The 18,891-nt window shown below is 65.5% G+C and carries 21 protein-coding genes; 15 read left to right on the top strand and 6 right to left on the bottom strand.

The features are described from left to right. The first annotated feature begins 179 nt into the window (after positions 1–179). The 3 genes from dmeF to AC0L3B_RS27165 all read left to right on the top strand — a co-directional run bounded on the left by dmeF (position 180) and on the right by AC0L3B_RS27165 (position 3,015). Positions 180–1,124 (top strand): CDF family Co(II)/Ni(II) efflux transporter DmeF, encoded by a 945-nt coding sequence (dmeF, locus tag AC0L3B_RS27175; RefSeq protein ID WP_473381401.1) that lies wholly within the window; start codon positions 180–182, stop codon positions 1,122–1,124. Positions 1,125–1,213: 89 nt separating this feature from the next. Next, entirely contained in the window at positions 1,214–2,053 is an 840-nt protein-coding gene (locus tag AC0L3B_RS27170) for an N-acyl homoserine lactonase family protein (protein WP_085353415.1), read from the top strand. Between the two features lie 83 nt (positions 2,054–2,136). After that, positions 2,137–3,015, top strand: a complete 879-nt coding sequence (locus AC0L3B_RS27165; protein ID WP_085353414.1) for a DMT family transporter — start codon at positions 2,137–2,139, stop codon at positions 3,013–3,015. On the opposite strand, the gene AC0L3B_RS27160 is transcribed toward AC0L3B_RS27165, so the two are convergent. Together AC0L3B_RS27160 and AC0L3B_RS27155 are read right to left on the bottom strand one after the other, a co-directional pair. Further along, complete coding sequence (locus AC0L3B_RS27160) at positions 3,012–3,203, bottom strand: hypothetical protein (protein ID WP_085353412.1); 192 nt, start codon at positions 3,201–3,203, stop codon at positions 3,012–3,014. The two genes, AC0L3B_RS27165 and AC0L3B_RS27160, sit on opposite strands and share 4 nt — an antisense overlap. A 31-nt stretch (positions 3,204–3,234) precedes the next feature. Further along, positions 3,235–4,392, bottom strand: a complete 1,158-nt coding sequence (locus tag AC0L3B_RS27155; RefSeq protein WP_473381400.1) for an MFS transporter — start codon at positions 4,390–4,392, stop codon at positions 3,235–3,237. Positions 4,393–4,576: 184 nt separating this feature from the next. On the opposite strand from AC0L3B_RS27155, the gene AC0L3B_RS27150 reads away from it, so the two are divergent. Further along, the gene (locus AC0L3B_RS27150) at positions 4,577–5,836 is read left to right on the top strand and encodes an adenylate/guanylate cyclase domain-containing protein (RefSeq protein WP_026233569.1); all 1,260 of its coding nucleotides are present in this window, start codon (positions 4,577–4,579) and stop codon (positions 5,834–5,836) included. A gap of 114 nt (positions 5,837–5,950) precedes the next feature. Here the strand turns inward: AC0L3B_RS27150 and AC0L3B_RS27145 are convergent, their stop codons facing one another. Then, on the bottom strand, positions 5,951–7,195 hold the full coding sequence (locus AC0L3B_RS27145) for an MFS transporter (protein ID WP_018458389.1): 1,245 nt from the start codon (positions 7,193–7,195) through the stop codon (positions 5,951–5,953). A gap of 167 nt (positions 7,196–7,362) precedes the next feature. Here AC0L3B_RS27145 and AC0L3B_RS27140 point away from each other — a divergent pair, with 167 nt between their 5' ends. Then, positions 7,363–8,715, top strand: coding sequence for an Nramp family divalent metal transporter (locus tag AC0L3B_RS27140; protein WP_473381399.1), 1,353 nt, complete (start codon positions 7,363–7,365; stop codon positions 8,713–8,715). Between the two features lie 121 nt (positions 8,716–8,836). On the opposite strand, the gene AC0L3B_RS27135 is transcribed toward AC0L3B_RS27140, so the two are convergent. The 3 genes from AC0L3B_RS27135 to hemB all read right to left on the bottom strand — a co-directional run bounded on the left by AC0L3B_RS27135 (position 8,837) and on the right by hemB (position 11,723). Continuing rightward, complete coding sequence (locus AC0L3B_RS27135) at positions 8,837–9,613, bottom strand: arginyltransferase (protein ID WP_018458387.1); 777 nt, start codon at positions 9,611–9,613, stop codon at positions 8,837–8,839. A 163-nt stretch (positions 9,614–9,776) separates the two neighbouring features. Beyond that, positions 9,777–10,316, bottom strand: a complete 540-nt coding sequence (locus AC0L3B_RS27130; protein ID WP_007611123.1) for an RDD family protein — start codon at positions 10,314–10,316, stop codon at positions 9,777–9,779. A 345-nt stretch (positions 10,317–10,661) separates the two neighbouring features. Then, positions 10,662–11,723 carry a porphobilinogen synthase gene (hemB, locus tag AC0L3B_RS27125; protein ID WP_018456862.1) on the bottom strand — a complete coding sequence of 354 codons (1,062 nt, stop codon included), beginning with the start codon at positions 11,721–11,723 and terminating at the stop codon, positions 10,662–10,664. Between the two features lie 122 nt (positions 11,724–11,845). Between hemB and AC0L3B_RS27120 the strand changes: the two genes are divergently transcribed. The 10 genes from AC0L3B_RS27120 (at position 11,846) to nusB (ending at position 18,857) form a co-directional block, all read left to right on the top strand. After that, the gene (locus AC0L3B_RS27120; RefSeq protein WP_007611119.1) at positions 11,846–12,343 is read left to right on the top strand and encodes a DUF6163 family protein; all 498 of its coding nucleotides are present in this window, start codon (positions 11,846–11,848) and stop codon (positions 12,341–12,343) included. Positions 12,344–12,749: 406 nt separating this feature from the next. Beyond that, positions 12,750–13,268, top strand: a complete 519-nt coding sequence (gene ldtR / locus AC0L3B_RS27115) for a transcriptional regulator LdtR (protein ID WP_018456861.1) — start codon at positions 12,750–12,752, stop codon at positions 13,266–13,268. A gap of 202 nt (positions 13,269–13,470) precedes the next feature. Continuing rightward, complete coding sequence (locus tag AC0L3B_RS27110; RefSeq protein ID WP_026233256.1) at positions 13,471–13,707, top strand: hypothetical protein; 237 nt, start codon at positions 13,471–13,473, stop codon at positions 13,705–13,707. Positions 13,708–13,744: 37 nt separating this feature from the next. Continuing rightward, entirely contained in the window at positions 13,745–13,966 is a 222-nt protein-coding gene (locus AC0L3B_RS27105) for a hypothetical protein (protein ID WP_018456859.1), read from the top strand. A 247-nt stretch (positions 13,967–14,213) separates the two neighbouring features. Continuing rightward, positions 14,214–15,512: a serine hydroxymethyltransferase gene (glyA, locus tag AC0L3B_RS27100; RefSeq protein WP_368507961.1), complete on the top strand. Its 1,299-nt coding sequence runs from the start codon at positions 14,214–14,216 to the stop codon at positions 15,510–15,512. A 30-nt stretch (positions 15,513–15,542) separates the two neighbouring features. Further along, the gene (gene nrdR / locus AC0L3B_RS27095) at positions 15,543–16,025 is read left to right on the top strand and encodes a transcriptional regulator NrdR (protein WP_007603426.1); all 483 of its coding nucleotides are present in this window, start codon (positions 15,543–15,545) and stop codon (positions 16,023–16,025) included. Further along, entirely contained in the window at positions 16,022–17,170 is a 1,149-nt protein-coding gene (gene ribD / locus AC0L3B_RS27090) for a bifunctional diaminohydroxyphosphoribosylaminopyrimidine deaminase/5-amino-6-(5-phosphoribosylamino)uracil reductase RibD (RefSeq protein ID WP_473381398.1), read from the top strand. The genes nrdR and ribD overlap by 4 nt, the downstream gene beginning before the upstream one ends. Beyond that, the gene (locus AC0L3B_RS27085) at positions 17,170–17,793 is read left to right on the top strand and encodes a riboflavin synthase (RefSeq protein WP_018456855.1); all 624 of its coding nucleotides are present in this window, start codon (positions 17,170–17,172) and stop codon (positions 17,791–17,793) included. The genes ribD and AC0L3B_RS27085 overlap by 1 nt, the downstream gene beginning before the upstream one ends. A 72-nt stretch (positions 17,794–17,865) precedes the next feature. Next, complete coding sequence (gene ribH / locus AC0L3B_RS27080) at positions 17,866–18,357, top strand: 6,7-dimethyl-8-ribityllumazine synthase (protein ID WP_018456854.1); 492 nt, start codon at positions 17,866–17,868, stop codon at positions 18,355–18,357. Between the two features lie 2 nt (positions 18,358–18,359). Next, positions 18,360–18,857 (top strand): transcription antitermination factor NusB, encoded by a 498-nt coding sequence (nusB, locus tag AC0L3B_RS27075; protein WP_007611091.1) that lies wholly within the window; start codon positions 18,360–18,362, stop codon positions 18,855–18,857. Positions 18,858–18,891 lie beyond the last annotated feature (34 nt).

The following is an 18,891-nucleotide window of genomic DNA, read 5'->3' as shown; positions in this document are numbered from 1 at the left end:
AAAACAACGGGACGCGATACTTGGGCATGTCGCCTCGTGGGGAGATCGCTCAAATCCCCATGGCGTTCATTACACCGAAACGGCACCTACCTGTCAATCGGCTCATTCCGGCGATTTTGCCCAGAAGACTCGCAGGTCTATATAGGGGTTAACGGCCCGGGCCTTTCGGAGACTTTGCGATGCATTCCCATTCCGTCGAACAATGGACCCATGACCACGCCTTCCTGGGCGAGAAGCACGACGAGAACGAGCGACGCACCTGGCTCGTCGTCATCCTGACGCTGGTCATGATGGTCGGCGAGATCGTCGCCGGCTCGCTGTTCGGCTCGATGGCACTGCTCGCCGACGGCTGGCACATGGGCACGCATGCGGCAGCGCTAGGGATTGCCGCGTTCGCGTATCGCTTTGCACGGCGGCACCTGGGGAGCTCGCATTTCAGCTTCGGCACCGGCAAATTCGGCGATCTTGCCGCCTTCGCCAGCGCGATCATCCTCGGCCTGATCGCGGTCGAGATCGCCTATGAGAGCGTGCTGCGGCTGATCAATCCGGTGCCGATCGTCTATGGCGAGGCGATCGTGGTCGCTGCCCTCGGCCTGTGCGTCAACCTCGCCAGTGCCTGGCTGCTCCGCGACAACCATGGTCATCACCATCATGGCCATGCGCATGATGATCACGATGATCATGACCATGATCACCACCACCACGACAACAATCTCCGTGCTGCCTATGTCCACGTCATGGCGGACGCAGCGACCTCGGTGCTGGCGATCGCCGCGCTCGTCGTCGCCATGTATTCGGGATGGGCCTGGGCCGATCCGGCGGTCGGCCTGATCGGCAGCGCCGTGATCGCGAGCTGGGCGTTCGGCCTGATCAAGACATCAGGCGCGGTGCTCCTTGACGTGCGCGCCGACGAGAAGCTCGAGCGTGTGATCCGGGCGCGCATGGAGATCGGCGACAACCGCGTCACGGATTTGCATCTCTGGCAGGTCGGCCCCGGCCATTGCGCCGTGCTGGTGTCGGTGGTGTCGGACCAGCCGAAGCAGCCGGCGGTCTACAAGAAGCGGCTCGCCGGACTGAAGGGGCTCAGCCACGTCACCGTCGAGGTCGAGACCTGCCCGCACTGAAGCGGTCTGCGGGAATTCTGCGAACGGACCAGGGTTGATCCTCGGTCACAGCCGACAAGACAGCCGACCTGGCTGCAAGGGAGGAACGAATGATGCCAAAGATCAAAAAGATCAAGCTCGCCGTCGTTGTCGCTGCACTCGTTCTGTCCGGTCATGCGGTGCTCGCGCAGTCCGAAAAGACCGGTGTCGAAAAACTCTACGTGCTCAATTGCGGCGAGGGCACCGCCGGCGACATCTCGCGCTGGACGCCCGGTCTCAATGAGGGCAAGACGATGGACTTCGTCGACAGCTGCTATCTCGTGAAGCACGCCAAGGGCTGGTTCCTGTGGGATACCGGCATCGCCGACGCAGTCGCCGCGATGCCGAATGGCCTTGCGCCCGCCGATCCCAAAGCCGTGACCTGGCGCCGGCCGAAGACGCTTGCCGCGCAGCTCGAACAGCTCGGCCTCAAGCCCGGTGACGTCAAGATGATGGCCGTCTCGCACACCCATCCCGACCATACCGGCAATGTCGAGCTGTTCCCGCAGGCCATGCTCTATGTGCAGAAGGCCGAGTATGACTGGCCCGGCGCCAACAACGAGCCGCGCTTCAAGCCGTCGCATCCGGTCGAGCTGCTTGCGGGCGACAAGGACGTGTTCGGCGACGGCAGCGTGACCATCCTGTCGACGCCCGGCCATACGCCGGGACACCAATCGCTGCTGGTGAAGCTGCCGAAGACCGGCGCCGTCGTGCTGTCGGGCGATGCGGTGCACTTCAAAGACAACTGGGACAACCGCCGTGTGCCCAGCATGAACGCCAACAAGGACCAGAGCGCGGCCTCGATGCAGAAGATCGCCGACACGCTCGGCAAGGAGAAGGCGCAACTCTGGATCAACCACGACAAGATCCAGCGCGACAGCCAGAAGATGTCGCCCGAGTTTTACGACTAGCTTCCCGCGACGCCCCTGTTGCCACTACGGTGGCAGCAGGGGCGTGCTAGCGCCCTCAGCAAGCTCCGCAACGGGAGACGATTGTGGGTGAGTGGGCCGGGGTTGCGATCGCGCTGGCGTCGAGCAGCCTTGGCGGCACTGCCGCGGCGATCACCCGCTATCTGGTCGGCGGCGCCGATCCGATCCTGCTCGCGATCCTGCGCTGGGGGATCGGCTTTCTCTGCCTGCTGCCGTGCGCGCTTCTGCTCGGCGTGCGCTGGCCGCAGCGGTCCGACTGGCCGGCCGTGGCGCTGCTCGGCATCTGCTTTTTCGGCGTGTTCTTCATCCTCTACAACATCGCGGTGTCCTACACGACCGCCGCGCGCGCCAGTCTCGCGCTGGCGACGCTGCCGCTCCACACCATGGTGGTCGGCGCCATCCTCGGCGTCGAGCGGCTGACGGCGCGCAAGATCACCGGCGTCGGCATCGCGGTGCTCGGCGTGGCGGCGGCACTGGCCGCGGGCCTGGCGCAAAGCCCGCCCGAGGCCTGGCGCGGCGAGCTGATCATGACCGGTGCCGTGTTCTGCATGGCGTTCTACAACGTGCTGTCGCGCCCGCTGATGCAGCGCTCCAGCCCGCTCGGCTTTCTCACGGTCGGCATGGGAGCAGGCGCCGCCGTGCTGGTGCTTGCGGGTATCGTGAAGGGCAGCTTTGCAGCGCTGGGGCAGTTCACGACGGCGCAGTGGATTGCCGGCATCTATCTCGGCATCGGCGGCGGTGCGCTCGCCTTCATCCTCTGGGTCATGGCGCTGGCGCGCGCGACGCCGACCCGGGTCGCCAATACGATGACGGTCAATCCGATCGCCGCCACCTTGCTCGCCGCGCTGCTGATCGGCGAGCCGATCACGCCAAATCTACTGATCGGGCTGGTCGCCGTGTTCGCCGGCATCTGGATCGCGACCGGCGAAACGAAGCCGGCCTAGGTGCGCGGTGCCGTGACCGGCGGCGGGCTCGCTTCCGGCGCCTTCTTCGGTTTCAGCGAGCCGGCGTAGAAGGAGATCAGCCAGACCAGGATGACGGCGAGGAGATAGACACCCCAGGCCTGCGGCGGCGTAGTCGCCCAGCGCAGGAGGCCTTTGAATGTGCGGGGTGGGCGCGTGTCTTCGGTCATGCTGCGCTTGTGCGCGAAAGCTCCGGCCCGGTCAATCCGGCCGCGATTGCGCGCGGATCATGAACAGCGCGGCCAGCGCCGAGAGGCTGAGCGCGGAGGAGACGATCAGCACCTTGGCGCCCATGACGTCGATGAGCAGGCCAAAGGCCAGCGGCGCCACGGCCTGCGCCATCCGTGCCGGCGCGCCGATGATGCCGAGGCGATAGCCGAAATCCTTGGGGCCGAAGATCGACAGCGGCAGCGTGCCGCGCGCGATGGTCAGGATGCCGTTGCCGGAGCCGTGGAATAGCGCAAACGCACTGGCCGCGGCGCCGCCGACGATCGCCACGACCACCGCGCCGATCGGGTGAGTGAGGCAGGCGAGCCGCGTCGACCACAGCGGATGAAAGCGGCTGAGGAAGCCTGCCTCCAGAACCCGTGCGGCCACTTGCGCGGGGCCGATCAGCGCACCGGCCGCGATCGCCTCGACCGGCGTCGCGCCGGTTGCCTCCAGGATGCGCGGGAAATGCGCGGCCATCGCGCCGGTGACGGTCCAGACCGCGGCAAAGATGAAGGCGAGCAGCACCATGGTGCGGTCGAGCGGCAGATGCGGCTTCGCCGCTGTCGCCGCTGCTTGCTTGGCGCCCTTGATCGTCGGCAGCAGGAAGAAATTGAGCGGCAGGGCGATCAGGATATTGGCAGCGGCCCAGGCGAAGCAGGTGTCGCGCCAGCCAAAATGCGACAGGCCCCAGGCGGTGAGCGGCCAGCCGACGGTCGATGCAAAGCCCGCCATCAGCGTGATGCCGGTGATCGGCCTGCGCGCCTCGGTGCCGTAGATGCGCCCGAGCGCGGCGAAGGCGGCGTCGTAGAGACCCATCGCCATGCCGATGCCGAGCACGAGCCAGGCCATTGCCATCACCGCCACCGATTGCGAGAGGCCGAGCAGAACGAGGCCGGCGGCGATCGTCAGGTTCGACACCGAGAGGACCTGCCGGCCGCCGACCAGATCGATCTGTCGCCCGATGCGCGGCCCGAGCAGCGCCGAAATCACCAGCGAGGTCGAGAACGCGCCAAACACCCAGTTGGAGGAGATACCGAGATCGCGCGCCATGGGATCGGCGAGCAGCGCCGGCAGATAGTAGCTCGAGGCCCAGGCCAGGGTCTGCGTGGTACCGAGCGCCAGGATGATCGGAAGCTGGCGCTGGCTCATATCCCCGTATTTCTGATCGGCGGTGTCATCATTCGCATTTGCCGCCCGAGGCGGGAGCGCGTCAACAGCGTCCGCGACATATGCGACCTGCCGCGGGCGGGAGCCTTGGCCGTGAGCGGAGCTTTGGCGACGCAAGCTCCGCGCGCCGCCTTTCGCTCGTCACGAATGCACGCCATAATGGCGCATGCAATTGACCTCTCGCCTTGCGCTGATGAACTGGTTGGCCGGCCAGGGGCTCACCGGCCTGCCCGAACCCGAACTGCTGCGCGGCTTCTGCGAGCGCTGCCGCGCCGAGGGGCTGGAACTCTCGCGTGGCCTTGTCGTCATCGATACGCTGCACCCGATCTACGAGGGTCGCGCCTTCCGCTGGAGCGATACACCGACCAACGAGAGCGACGTCGTCGAATACGGCTCGACGGCCGAGGGCGACGCGGCCAACAATTGGCGCCGGTCGGTTTTCTATCATTTGCTCGAGCACGGTCACGACGAGATGGTGATCGACCTCGCCGACGCGCCCTCGCTCGATTTTTCGCAAATCGGCGAGCTCGCCGAAACCGGTCATCGCCATTTCCTGGCCTTTGTGCACCGCTTCGGGGAGACCGGAGCGCTGGGGCAGATGGACTGCCTCTACTCCTCCTGGACAACGCGACGCGACAGCGGCTTCGCCGACGCCGAACTCGCCGCGCTGCGCGATCTCGTGCCGGTGCTGGGGCTCGCGATCAAGTCGGCGCAGCAGGTCGACATCGCGCGCACGCTCGGCCGCGTCTACCTCGGCCGCGATGCGTCAGAGCAGGTCTTGAGCGGACGTATCTCGCGCGGCGTCACCGAGCGCATCAACGCCGTGCTGTGGTATTCGGATCTGCGCGGCTCGACCGGAATCAGCGAGAGCATCGGCCCCGACGAGATCATCCCGTTCCTCAACGACTATGCGCAGGCCGTGATCGACGCGATCCACGACGCCGGCGGCGACGTGCTGAAGCTGATCGGCGACGGCGTGCTTGCGATGTTCACCGGTGAAGACATGGCGCATGCCCGGCGCGCGGCGCTGCGCGCCGAGCATCTGTTCCGCAAGAACGTCGCTGCGCTGAACCTGAGGCGGGGCGCGGAGGGCCGTCCCACCACGTCCGCCTATATCGGCCTGCATGTCGGCGAGGTCTTCTACGGCAATATTGGCAGCGAGGACCGGCTCGACTTCACCGTGGTCGGTCCGACCGTGAACGAGGTCAGCCGCATCGCCTCGATGAGCCGTTCGGTCGATCGCGAGCTGCTGGCGTCGGCAGAATTCTACAAGGGCCTCGACGCCGCCGGCCGCCGCTATCTCGTCTCCACAGGCCGCTACGCGCTGCGTGGCATCGGCCGTGCGCAGGATCTCTACACGCTTGATCCGGAGGTGGACGCGAGCGAGCCGGTGACAGGCAGCTACGAGCGGTATCTGGCGAATTAGGCTGGCTGCTTCAACATACTCCGTCATTGCGAGGAGCTCTTGCGACCAAGCAATCCCGACTGTCTCCGCGGACGGATTCTGGATTGCTTCGCTTCGCTCGCAATGACAGTGCAGCTAACACCGCGCCACCGCCTCATCGCCCACCATGTCCGGCTGCCGGTCCAGCGCCACCGCGGGCGAGAGCCAAATGACCAGCGCCTGCACGCCGAACACGGCGGCGGCGAGATAGAGGCACGCTTCGGCGCTCCACAGGCCGCCGACGATCGCACCCAGCGCCGAGCCGACCGGACGGGCGCCATAGCTCATGATGTTGATGGCGGAGACGCGGCCGAGCAGGCGAGGCGGCGTCACCGACTGGCGCAGCGTCGTGGTCGAGATCACCCACAGGATCGGCCCGACGCCGAGCAGAAAGAAGCTCAAGGCCGCAAGCCAGGGCGAGGGGACCAGCACCGTCAGCGCCATCACCACCGCCGCGACGAAGCCGGTAACGGGGCCGAGGCCGACGACCGTGCCGAACGCGATGCGCTTCATCACCCGCGTCGCGAACAGCGCGCCGATCACCATGCCGACACCGTACATCGTCAGCACGGTGCCGACGCCGACCGCGTTTAGGCCGAGGTGACGTACGGCATAGGGCACGAACACCGCGATCTGCAGGAACCATCCGGTGTTGAAGATGAACTGGGTGATGAACACCGGCCGCAGCAGCGGATGATGAAACACGAAGGCCGCGCCTTCGCGGATGTCCTGAAACGGATGCCGCCGTGGCGCCGGCGTGCGGGCGGGCTCGTAGATGCCGGAGAGCAGCACGACGGCGATCGCGGACAGCGCGGCCGCAAAGCCGAAGGCCGGGCTCGCGCCCCACCACCCGACCAGCGCGCCGCCGAGCGCAGGGCCGCTGGCGAAGGCGATGGTGCGTGCGAGCTCGATCCGCGCATTGGCCGCCGGTAGCAGGTCCGAACTCACCAGCGAGGGCACCAGCGCCGGCGCGGCCACGCTGTAGACGACGGTGCCGCACACGGCGGCAAAGCCGAGCAGCGCCAGCAGCGGCAGATTGAGCGCGCCGAGCGCGAGCAGCAGCACGATCGCTGCAAGGGCCGCGGCCCGCAGCGCCTCGGCGCCCGCCATCAGCGAACGGCGGGAGATGCGGTCGGCCAGCAGGCCGGCGGGGATGGCGAAGAGGACGAAGGGCAGGGTCAGCGCGGTCTGGAGCAGGCCGGTCTGGCCTTCTGCCACGCCGAGCGTCAGCACCGCGACGATGGGGGCCGCGGCCAGCGCGATCTGTTCGGCCGACTGTGCCGCCAAATTGGACCAGGCGAGGCGGTTGAATGTCTCGGGGAGGCGCGGGGGAATTGACATGGCTCGTTTCCTGCAAAGTCGGGTTGGCGCCAGTATCCGCCTCGGGAGGCTCCCAAACCCACCCGCTTCCCGACAGGGGCGACACATAGCGACCGCCGAGGGACCGACGCGGCTAGATGCAGTTGCAAATGAGTTGCAATAAGGCTCGACTTCGGTATTCTCGCCGCATGGATGCTCGCTCTCCCGATCTGACCCGAGATGCTGCCGGCTGGCGCAATGACGCGCCGATGACAAAGAGCCTGGCCGAGGTGAATGCCTCGGTCGCCCTCCCCATCGCGGGGGTGTGGTGGCGGCGCCTGCTCGCCTTCGTCGGCCCGGGCTATCTGGTTTCGGTCGGCTACATGGACCCCGGCAATTGGGCGACGGATCTCGCCGGCGGGTCCAAGTTCGGCTACACGCTGCTCTCCGTCATCCTGCTCTCGAATTTGATGGCGATTCTGCTGCAATCGCTGGCGGCACGGCTCGGCATCGTCACCGACCGCGACCTCGCGCAGGCCTGCCGCGGGACCTATTCGCCGGCCGTGAACTTTCTACTCTGGCTTGCCTGCGAGGGGGCGATCATCGCCTGCGATCTCGCCGAGGTCATCGGCACCGCGATCGCGCTCAAGCTGCTGTTCGGCATTCCCCTGATTGGCGGCGCGCTGATCGCCGCGCTGGATGCCTTTTTGCTGCTCATCCTGATGAATCGGGGCTTCCGTTTCCTCGAAGCCTTCGTCATCGCGCTGCTCGTCGTGATCGCAGTCTGCTTCACCGTCCAGCTTGCCGCGGCAGCCCCGCCGGTCGCCGAGATGCTGAGGGGATTTGTGCCGAAGACCGAGATCTTCACCAACCCCGAAATGCTCTACATCGCGATCGGCATCATCGGCGCCACCGTGATGCCGCATAATCTCTATCTGCACTCCTCGATCGTGCAGACGCGCGCCTATGAGCGCAACGACGAAGGCCGGCGCGAGGCGATCAAATGGGCGACGACGGATTCGACCATCGCCCTGATGCTGGCGCTGTTCATCAATGCCGCGATCCTCGTGGTGGCTGCTGCAACCTTCCACAAGAGCGGCCATTCCGACGTCGCCGAGATCGGCCAGGCCTTCGAGCTGCTGTCTCCGTTGCTCGGCCTCGGCATCGCCTCGACGCTGTTCGCAGTGGCGCTACTCGCCTCGGGCCTGAATTCAACGGTGACGGCGACGCTCGCCGGCCAGATCGTGATGGAGGGCTTTCTCGACCTGCGCCTGCCGAGCTGGGCGCGGCGGTTGCTGACCCGCGGCATCGCGATCATTCCCGTGATTGTCGTCACCGCGATCTATGGCGAGCGCGGCACGGCTGATCTGCTGGTATTCAGCCAGGTCGTGTTGTCGATGCAATTGCCCTTCGCCGTCATCCCGCTGGTCCGCTTCGTCTCCGACCGCCGCAAGATGGGCAAGTTCGTCATACCGGTATGGGTCGCGGCGATCGCGTGGATCGTCGCCGGCATCATCGTGGTTTTGAACTTGAAGCTGCTCGCGGACACGCTGTTCGGGTGACCACACCACGGCTGTCGTCGTCCGGCTTGACCGGACGACCCAGTATTCCAGAGACAGTAGTGACTGAGCCGAGGCGCCGCGGCGTACTGGATGCCCCGCTTTCGCGGGGCATGACGGAGAGCTAATCCTGCGGCTCGGACGTCGCATCGCCTTGCGCGTCGATGCGCAGCCAACCTGACGGCGCGAGGCGCTGCTGCGGCAGGAAGCGGGCCTTGTAGTCCATCTTCTTGGAGCCCTCGATCCAGTAGCCGAGATAGACGTAAGGCAATCCCTGCCGCCGGGCGCGGGCAATGTGGTCGAGGATCATGAAGGTGCCCATCGAGCGGCTGACTTCGCCCGGCTCGAAGAACGAATAGACCATCGACAGGCCGTCGCTGAGCACGTCGGTCAGCGCCACCGCGATCAACTCCTCGCCGCGGCCGGTGATGCCGCTGTCGGGACCGCGCTTGCGGTACTCGATGATACGGGTCTCGACGTGGCTGTCCTCGACCATCATGGCGTAGTCGAGCACGGTCATGTCGGCCATGCCGCCATGGCGGTGACGGGAATCGAGATAGGCGCGGAACACCGAATATTGCTCGGAGGTCGGCACCGCGCTGCGCTGCTCGCCGATGATGTCGGCGTTGCGCGCGATGACTTTGCGGAAGTTGCGGGAGGGGCGGAACTCGTTGGCGATCACCCGGACCGAGACGCAGGCGCGACACTGGTCGCAGGCGGGACGGTAGGCGATCGACTGGCTGCGACGAAAGCCGCCATGGGTCAGGAGGTCGTTGAGGTCACCGGCGCGCTCACCTACGAGGTGCGTAAACACCTTGCGCTCGTGCCGGCCCGGCAGATAGGGGCAGGGGGAGGGCGCCGTGAGGTAAAATTGTGGGGTGTCGCGCGAGTGCTGGGTCAAGGGACGTCGTGGGCCTCCAAAATGTGCATCAGCATCGCGCTACGAAAGCCCCCGGTCAATCGGTCTACTCGGCAGGTCACATCGGACAGCATAGCGGGTCCAGGTTGATAGGTTCTTGATCCAGGTTGGTTGATGAGTAGGTCCTTGATCGAAAGGTCGCTGATCAGTAGGTCCTGGCGCCCTGGGGCACCGGCGCACGAACGGAATTGTTGATCACGACCGTCCCCAACACGAAATCCTGCAGCAAGCGCCTGCGGCCGTTGAAGAGGCCAACCAGGACGACGAAAGGCGACAGGAACGAGACGGTCACCCAGAACAGCACGGCGTGGGTGGCCCCGAGCACGAAATAGCCGGGCGCGCCGTACCAGGTGCGCAACTCAAGATCCATCACGCGCATGCCGATGGTCGCGGACGACGGACCGCCGATGCAGGCGCCGTAATAGACGATGGCCCAGATCACGGAGGCCGGCCAGGCCAGCCAGAACAGCGCCCAGCCGATGCCGAGCGTGACCACGCCGAACACCGCGATGAAGAGGTAGCCGAGGATCACCGGCACCGAGATCACAACCATGTCGATCAGGAAGGCGAAGACCCGCCGCGTCGCAACGCCGCGGAACAGTTCCGGGTGCAGATAGGGATCGTAGGCATGTGGCTGCGCCCCACCGTCATTGCGCCAGGCATTGCCCGAGTCCGAATACGACATGACCATTCTCCCGAGGGAAACTCCCGTGGCAGGACTCCCGTGGAAGGACATGGGAACAGGCCGTCCGCGTGCCAAGGGCGCCGAGATTAACAAGCCGAAATATTCCGGCGATTCGGGGGCGGCGGAGGCGGGAGGAAAGGACGCGGCGCCACACCCTCAGTGTCGTCCTGGCGAAAGCCAGGACCCATTACCCCAGGGACAAGCTTGGCGAAAACTGGAAGTTAGTACGTTCGCCGGTATCGATACCGCGTGCTCTCGCTAGATCACCCGGTATGGGTCCTGGCTTTCGCCAGGACGACGATTAGAGACAGGGGCGCTCGGCCTTCGCCGGGACGACCTTGGGGCCTACCCCTGCGTCCGCAGCTTCTCCGCCGCCTTCGGTGCGAAATAACTCAGCACACCGTCGGCGCCGGCGCGCTTGAAGGCGAGCAGGCTCTCCATCATGGCGCGGTCGCCGTCGAGCCAGCCGTTGTTGGCGGCGGCCGCGATCATCGCGTATTCGCCGGACACCTGATAGGCGAAGGTCGGCATCGCGAACGTGTCCTTCACGCGACGGACGACGTCGAGATAGGGCATGCCGGGCTTGACCATCACCATGTCGGCGCCCTCGGCGATGTCGAGCTCGACCTCGCGGAGCGCCTCGTCGGTGTTGGCGCTGTCCATCTGGTAAGTGCGCTTGTCACCGGTGAGCGTCTTGGCCGAGCCGATGGCGTCGCGGAACGGGCCGTAAAACGCGGAGGCGTATTTTGCGGCATAGGCCATGATCTGCACGTCGAGCAGGCCGGTGCGATCCAGGCCCTCGCGGATCGCGGCAACGCGGCCGTCCATCATGTCGGAGGGCGCGATGATGTCGCAGCCGGCTTCGGCCTGCACCAGGGCCTGACGCACGAGCACAGCGACCGTCTCGTCGTTCAGGATCTTGCCGTCGGAGATCAGGCCGTCATGGCCGTGGCTGGTGAAGGGATCGAGCGCGACGTCGCAGAGAATGCCGATCTCCGGGAATTCCTTCTTGATCGCGCGCACCGCCTGGCAGACCAGATTGTTCGGGTTGGTGGCTTCCGAGCCCTCCTCGTCGCGCAGGGACGGATCGGTGTAGGGAAACAACGCGAGGCACGGGATGGTGAGCTTCATCGCCCGCTCGGCGTCGCGCACGGCCTGGTCGACACTGAGACGCTCGACACCCGGCATCGAGGCGATCTGCTCGCGCTTGTTGTTGCCGTCGATCAGAAACAGCGGCCAGATCAGATCGTCCGTCGTGAGCACGTTCTCGCGCACCATGCGCCGGGCCCATTCGGCCTTGCGGTTGCGGCGCGGGCGGACGGTCAGATCGAGGGCAGGGGAGGCCCCAGTGCCATCCCGGCGCGAGACCTCGCGCAACTCGATCGGACGTCCGTATTTGATCGCCATTACTTTTCCTCCGGCTGGAATTATTCTTATACCAGCTCGCATGGTTCCCGTCACCGCGGGTTGACCTGTCGCAAAAGATGGCAGCCGATTGATTTTGCGGGGCAAAGCAGCCAGAAGGGGGCATGTCCGAGATCTCCACCCGCGATGCGGCCCGCGACAGCACCAGGGATGCCGTCCGAGACAATGCCAGAGACAGCGCCATGTCGGTGGCGGCGATCTCGTCGGAGCGGGCTGAATCCGACGACAATGTCTGGACGCGCCGGCTCGTGCTGTTCCTGCGGGTGATGGCGCTGCTCTCGATCCTCAAGGGCCTCTATCATTGGGCGCAGGTGACGGGCTTCGTGGGCGGCGAGGACGAGGCCTTCGAGAACCAGTCGATGGCCTGGCAGGCCTCAACCATTTACTTCGCCGTGATCGAACTCGTTGCCGCGGTCGGGCTGTGGCTGGCGACGCCTTGGGGCGCCGTGGTGTGGCTGACGACCGTGGTGTCGATGGCGGTGATCGAGCTGATGTTCCCCGGCATCTACGGCGGCAGCCTGGTCGTGGTCGGCGTCGAAGCCTTCATGCTGGCGGCCTATCTCGCGCTCGCCTGGATGGCCGCACGCGAACGACCGCCATAGCAAACTCTCTTGCCCCGACTCTGCGCTCGGCTTCGCTGTGCTGGTCCGGGACACGAGATTGTCGCGCTTGGTTGACGGCTGGTTGCGTAAAATTCGACGTAAGTTTTCGCTAACCAGCGTGTTCCGCCACAGCTCTTACGCGGCCGTTTCGAAACGGGGCGAGGCTGTTCTGGAATGCGACAATCGGGGCGGACGGAGGGTGAACAGGACCTTGCGAGAGTCAACAGACTGTTGCGTAAAGTGCTTGTGGGACAGGCTTAATCCGCAATTCACTGTCTTAAATTCATGATCTCTTTATTCTCTTATTTAAGCCGATCTTCAAACGAGCCCCTTAAGTTGCACCTATCAGACGGGACACAAGTTTCGTCGAATGAGTGTCGATAAAAACGACAACAGGGGAAGTGTCATGATGAAAGCCGTCGCAACTGCGGCAGATACCGCAGAGCGCGTCTCCGGCCAGCAGGGTTCGGTGCAGACGCTCTATCTGGAAGCTTTGACTCTGGTGGAGCGGCTGCATCGCCGGCTGCTCGACGTCATCAAGGACGAGTTCGATCGCCGCGGCCGTGCGGACATCAACTCGGTGCAGGCGCTGCTGCTCTACAACATCGGCGACAAGGAGCTGACCGCGGGCGAACTGCGCACGCGCGGTTATTACCTCGGCTCCAACGTTTCCTACAATCTGAAGAAGCTCGTCGAGCTCGGCTTCCTCGACCATCAGCGCTCGCGCGTCGATCGCCGCTCGGTGCGCATCCGCCTGACGCCGCAGGGCCAGGAAATCCGCCGCATCGTCGACTCGCTCTACCAGAAGCACGTCAAGACGGTCGAACAGGTCGGCGGCATCTCGGGCGAGGAGTTCTCGACCCTGAACAAATCGCTGCACCGCCTCGAGCGGTTCTGGACCGACCAAATCCTGTATCGTCTCTGAGTTCTTTTCGACGGGACAAGGCCAAGCCGGCCCGCAACAAGACCGGCAAGCCTCCCGAACGTGCCTGAGCTTCCCCAAGCGCGCCGGCCCGGCTGTGTCCGGACCGGTGCGTTTTTCCATTTCGCGGTTGCGAAAAAAATCCCCGACACCAGGGAACGAGTTCCCGGTTCGATGCTTATCTCCTCCGGATCGGAGGCTGACGATGCTGGTCGAGCGTGGCGTGGGGGTGATGAACGTGGAACTCGTGAGCGAGGCCTACGCCATCGCCGCGAACTATCTTCGCCGCTCCGGCGCGATCCGGGACACCCTCGTCACCGACGAGCGCCTGCTCGAGATCGTCATCAAGTTGCTCCAGCACGGCGAATTCAACAAGATCAGGCTGGCCAACAAGGCCATTGTCAGGTTCGAGGCGCAGTCCGAGGCCAAAGCCGTTGCCTGATCTCAACTCCCAAACGCGGCAAGAACCAGAGGGTGCCATGGAAGCTGCCATCGACCGGATCATGCATACCTACGATTTGCTCGCCAACCGCACGTCCGCGGCGAGCGCGGAGGCGCGGGAAAAGGTCACGAACTACATCACCACCTTGATGGAAGCCGGCGAGAAGGACACCCACAGGTTGACGGTTTGCGGCCTGACCTATCTGCGGCAGCTCGACGGCAGCGTGGATCCCGTGAAGGCGGGGTATACCGGGCTGTAGAGGCCGGCCGCTCGCACCCGCGCGGCCTTTCGGGGCCAAAGCGGACCTTTCCTGGACATGGACGCCGGATACCACCCCGTCATCCAAATCCTCCGATCCCACCATATCTTGCATAAATCACAGGTCCGACCCGCAAACCCTTGGCCTGTTGCGGGCGATGTGGTAGATCGCGCTCGCCGCTTCCGATCGCCACACCAGACCCGTCCGTAGCCCGCCAAAAGGCTGCGGCGGTGGAGATATTCGCAAGATGACCTTCGCCAAAACCGCCTCCGCGCCCGATTCGTTTTTCACCGCCTCGCTCGAGCAGGCTGACCCGGAAATCGCAGCCGCCATCAAGGGCGAGCTCGGCCGCCAGCGCCACGAGGTCGAGCTGATCGCCTCCGAGAACATCGTCAGCCGTGCCGTGCTGGAAGCGCAGGGTTCGGTGATGACCAACAAATACGCGGAAGGCTATCCGGGCGCGCGCTACTACGGCGGTTGTGAGTGGGTCGACGTCGCCGAGAACCTCGCGATCGATCGTGCCAAGAAGCTGTTCGGCGCCAACTTCGCCAACGTGCAGCCGAACTCCGGCAGCCAGATGAACCAGGCGGTGTTTCTGGCGCTGCTTCAGCCCGGCGACACCTTCATGGGCCTCGATCTCGCGGCCGGCGGCCATCTCACCCACGGCTCCCCGGTCAACATGAGCGGCAAGTGGTTCAAGGCCGCGCACTACACCGTGCGCCGCGAGGACCAGATCATCGACATGGACGCGGTCGCCAAGCAGGCCGAGGAGGTCAAGCCGAAGCTGATCGTGGCCGGCGGCTCGGCTTATTCGCGCGCCTGGGACTTCAAGCGCTTCCGCGAGATCGCGGACAGCGTCGGCGCGTATCTCCTGGTCGACATGGCGCACTTCGCCGGTCTCGTCGCCGGCGGCGTGCATGCCTCGCCCGTGCCTCACGCGCACATCACCACCACCACGACCCACAAGTCGCTGCGCGGTCCGCGTGGCGGCCTGATGCTGTGGAATGATGAGGCGCTGACCAAGAGATTCAACTCGGCGATCTTCCCGGGCCTGCAGGGCGGCCCACTGATGCATGTCATCGCGGCCAAGGCGGTCGCCTTCGCCGAGGCGCTGCGGCCGGACTTCAAGGTCTATGCCAAGAACGTCGTCGAGAACGCCAAGGCTCTGGCGGAGGCGATGAAGGGCCACGGGTTCGACATTGTCTCGGGCGGCACCGATAATCATCTGATGCTGGTTGACCTCCGGCCGAAGGGCCTGAAGGGCAACGCCTCGGAGAAGGCGCTGGTTCGCGCCGCCATCACTTGCAACAAGAACGGCATTCCGTTCGATCCCGAGTCACCGTTCGTCACCTCCGGTATTCGTCTGGGCACGCCGGCTGCGACCACGCGCGGCTTTGGTGTCGCTGAATTCCAGCAGGTCGGCGGCATGATCGCCGAAGTCCTCAACGCGATCGCGCAGTCCGACGACGGCAAGGCGCCGCTGGTGGAAGCCGCGATCAAGGAACGGGTCAAGGTGCTCACCGACCGTTTCCCGATCTATCAGTAAGGCTCAAGAAAAACCGGTCAAGGTCAACGGATGCGCTGCCCGAACTGCAACAGTCTCGATACGCAGGTGAAGGACTCGCGTCCGACCGAGGACTCTTCCGTGATACGCAGGCGGCGCGTGTGCGTCGCCTGCAATTTCCGCTTCACCACCTTCGAGCGCGTGCAGCTGCGCGAGCTCACGGTGATCAAGCGCAACGGCCGCCGCGTGCCGTTTGACCGCGACAAGCTGATGCGCTCGGTGTCGATCAGCTTGCGCAAGCGGCAGGTCGAGCCGGAACGGGTGGAGAAGATGGTCTCCACCATCGTGCGCGAGCTCGAGACGGGGGGCGAGGCTGAAATCTCCTCGGAGGTGATCGGCGAGACCGTGATGGAGCATCTGCGCACGCTCGACGACGTCGCCTATGTCCGCTTCGCCTCGGTCTACCGCAATTTCCGCGAGGCCAAGGATTTCGCCGACGTGCTCGGCGAGCTCTCCGGCGAGGAGGAAGCGCGGCTCGCCGCGATCCGCAAATGATCTTCCGCATCCTGGAGGATCAATTCGCGCAGAAGGCGCGCGAGTCCAGGGATGCCGACCGGCGCTTCATGGAGCTTGCGCTGGCGCTCGGCCGGCGCGGGCAGGGAAGTACCTGGCCCAATCCCGCCGTCGGCGCCGTCATCGTCAAGAACGGCGTGATCGTCGGCCGCGGTTGGACCCAACCTGGCGGACGGCCGCATGGCGAGCCTGAAGCGCTGCGGCGCGCAGGCGAGGCCGCGCGAGGCGCCACGCTCTACGTCACGCTGGAGCCGTGCTCGCATTTCGGCAAGTCGCCACCGTGCGCGGACGCCGTGATCGCCGCCGGCATCAAACGCGTGGTGGCCGCGATCGAGGATCCCAATCCGGAAGTCGCCGGTCAGGGCCACGCACGCCTGCGCGCCGCCGGCATCATGGTGGATGTGGGTCTGTGCGCGCGCGAAGCCGCCTTCGATCACGCCGGGCATTTCCGTCGCATCAGGGATCGCCGCCCGCATGTGATCCTGAAGCTCGCGGTCTCGCCCGACGGCAAGATCGGCGCGGCCGGCGGCAAGCCGGTCGCGATCACCGGCGAGGCGGCGCGCAACCGGGTGCATCTCCTCCGCGCGCAAAGCGACGCCATCCTAGTCGGCATCGGCACCGTGCTGGCGGACGATCCGCAGCTCGACTGCCGCCTGCCGGGCATGGCGGTGCGCTCGCCGGTGCGGGTGGTGCTCGACCAGAATCTGCGTATTCCCGGCGCAAGCAGGCTCGTGGGCTCCGCGCGCGAGATTCCGCTATGGGTGGTGGGTTCTGAACTCGCGGAGGCCGCGGCCGCCACGCGGCTCGGTGCGGCCGGTGCGCAGGTGATCCGCGTGCCGCCCGGCAATGCCTCGGGACTCGATCTTGCGGCCGTGCTGCATGCATTGGCCGGCAAGGGCATCACGCGGCTGATGGTCGAGGGCGGCAGCCGCGTCGCGGCGTCCTTCATCGCCGCGGACCTCGTTGACGAGATCTGGCTGTTCCACGGCGCGGAAGCGGTGGGCGCCGACGGGGTGGATGCGCTCGCTGCATTGCCCCTGTCGAAAATCACGCAGTCGCAGGCCTACAAGGTTCATGCTAGCGAGACCTTCGATCAGGATACTCTCACCATCTACGAGCGCGCGTGATGTTCACCGGCATTGTCACCGATATCGGCGAGATCGTCGGCTTCACGCCGACGGCGCAGGGCCAGTTGCACCGGCTGCGCATCGCCTGCCGCTACGAGCAGACCACCATTGCGGACGGCGCCTCGATCGCCTGCAACGGCGTCTGCCTGACGGTGGTTGCTTCCGGCGTCGAAGGCGGCAAGGACTCTGCTCAAAGGACCTGGTTCGACGTCGATGCCGCGGCCGAGACGTTGGCGCTGACGACCGCAAAGCATTGGAGGGTCGGCACCAGGCTCAATCTCGAGCGTGCGCTCAAGATCGGCGACGAGCTTGGCGGGCATATCGTCGCCGGCCATGCCGATGGCATCGCGACCCTCGTCAGCCGCGAGGACCTGCCCGACATGGCGCGGTTCGAGCTCTCCACGACGCGGGAGCTGGCGCGGTTCATCGCGACCAAGGGCTCGATCACGCTCGACGGCGTCTCGCTGACGGTTAATACGGTGAAGGACGTGACCTTTTCGGTGCTGATCATCCCGCACACCCTGACGGTCACGACGATCGGCGGCTGGAAGGCGGGAGATGAGGTCAATATCGAGGTCGATCTGATGGCCCGCTACGCGGCGCGGCTGACGGAAATGAAGTGACGGCGTCTTTAAACTTGGCTTACCCGCTGGTGGCGACTACATAGCGCCAACCCCTGTGGAACGGATTTGACGATGGCAGACGCGCGGCGCGCACCCCTGAAGGACCAGACCGACGTTTCCGGCGCACGCGCGCTGATCGTCGAGGCGCGGTTCTATGACGATCTCCAGGACGCGATGCTCGAAGGCGCGGTGGCCGAGCTGAAGGCGGCCGGTCTGACCCACGACGTCATCACGGTTCCCGGTGCACTGGAGATTCCTGCGGCGATCGCCATCGCGGTTGACGCCGCGGCGACCAATGGCAAGCCCTATGATGCCGCGATCGCGCTCGGCTGCGTGATCCGTGGCGACACCATCCATTTCGAGATCGTCTCGCAGGAATCCTCGCGCGCGCTGATGGACCTGGCGGTGGCGCGAAAGCTGCCGCTCGGCAACGGCATCCTCACCGTCAACACCGAGGCGCAGGCCTGGGCGCGGGCGCGCGCCAGCGAGCTGAACAAGGGCGGCGATGCCGCGCGGGCCGCGATTGCGATGCTGCGCATAAAGCGCCGGCTGGCGCGGGCTTGATCATGGCCGATAACAACAAGAAGCCGCCGGCCGGCACGGAGAAGAAGGCGAACCGGCGCGGTGCGGCGCGGCTCGCAGCCGTGCAGGCGCTGTACCAGATGGATATCGGCGGTGCCGGCATCAACGACATTTTTGCGGAGTTCGAGAGCCACTGGCTCGGCAACGAGGTCGAGGGCGACACATATCTCCCGGCGGAAGCGGCGTTCTTCCGCGACGTCGTCTCCGGCGTCGTGCGCGACCAGAAGAAACTCGATCCGCTGATCGACGAGGCGCTGTCGAAGGGCTGGCCATTGAAGCGCATCGAAGCGATCCTGCGCGCGGTGCTGCGGGCAGGGGCCTACGAATTGGAACACCGCAAGGACGTGCCGGGCCGCGTCGTCGTGTCCGAATATGTCGACGTCGCCAATGCCTTCGTCGACCGCGAGGAGACCGGCATGGTCAACGCGGTGCTCGACCAGATCGGCCGCCAGTTTCGCGGTGACGAGTTCGGGCGGGGGTGAATTGAGGCGCAGGGCGGTGAATTGATGCGATGTG

The sequence above is a fragment of the Bradyrhizobium sp. Kon56 genome, assembly GCF_055807635.1.
Note: the sequence above shows the minus strand (reverse complement) of the source record. Positions and strands in the feature narration are given on the sequence as shown.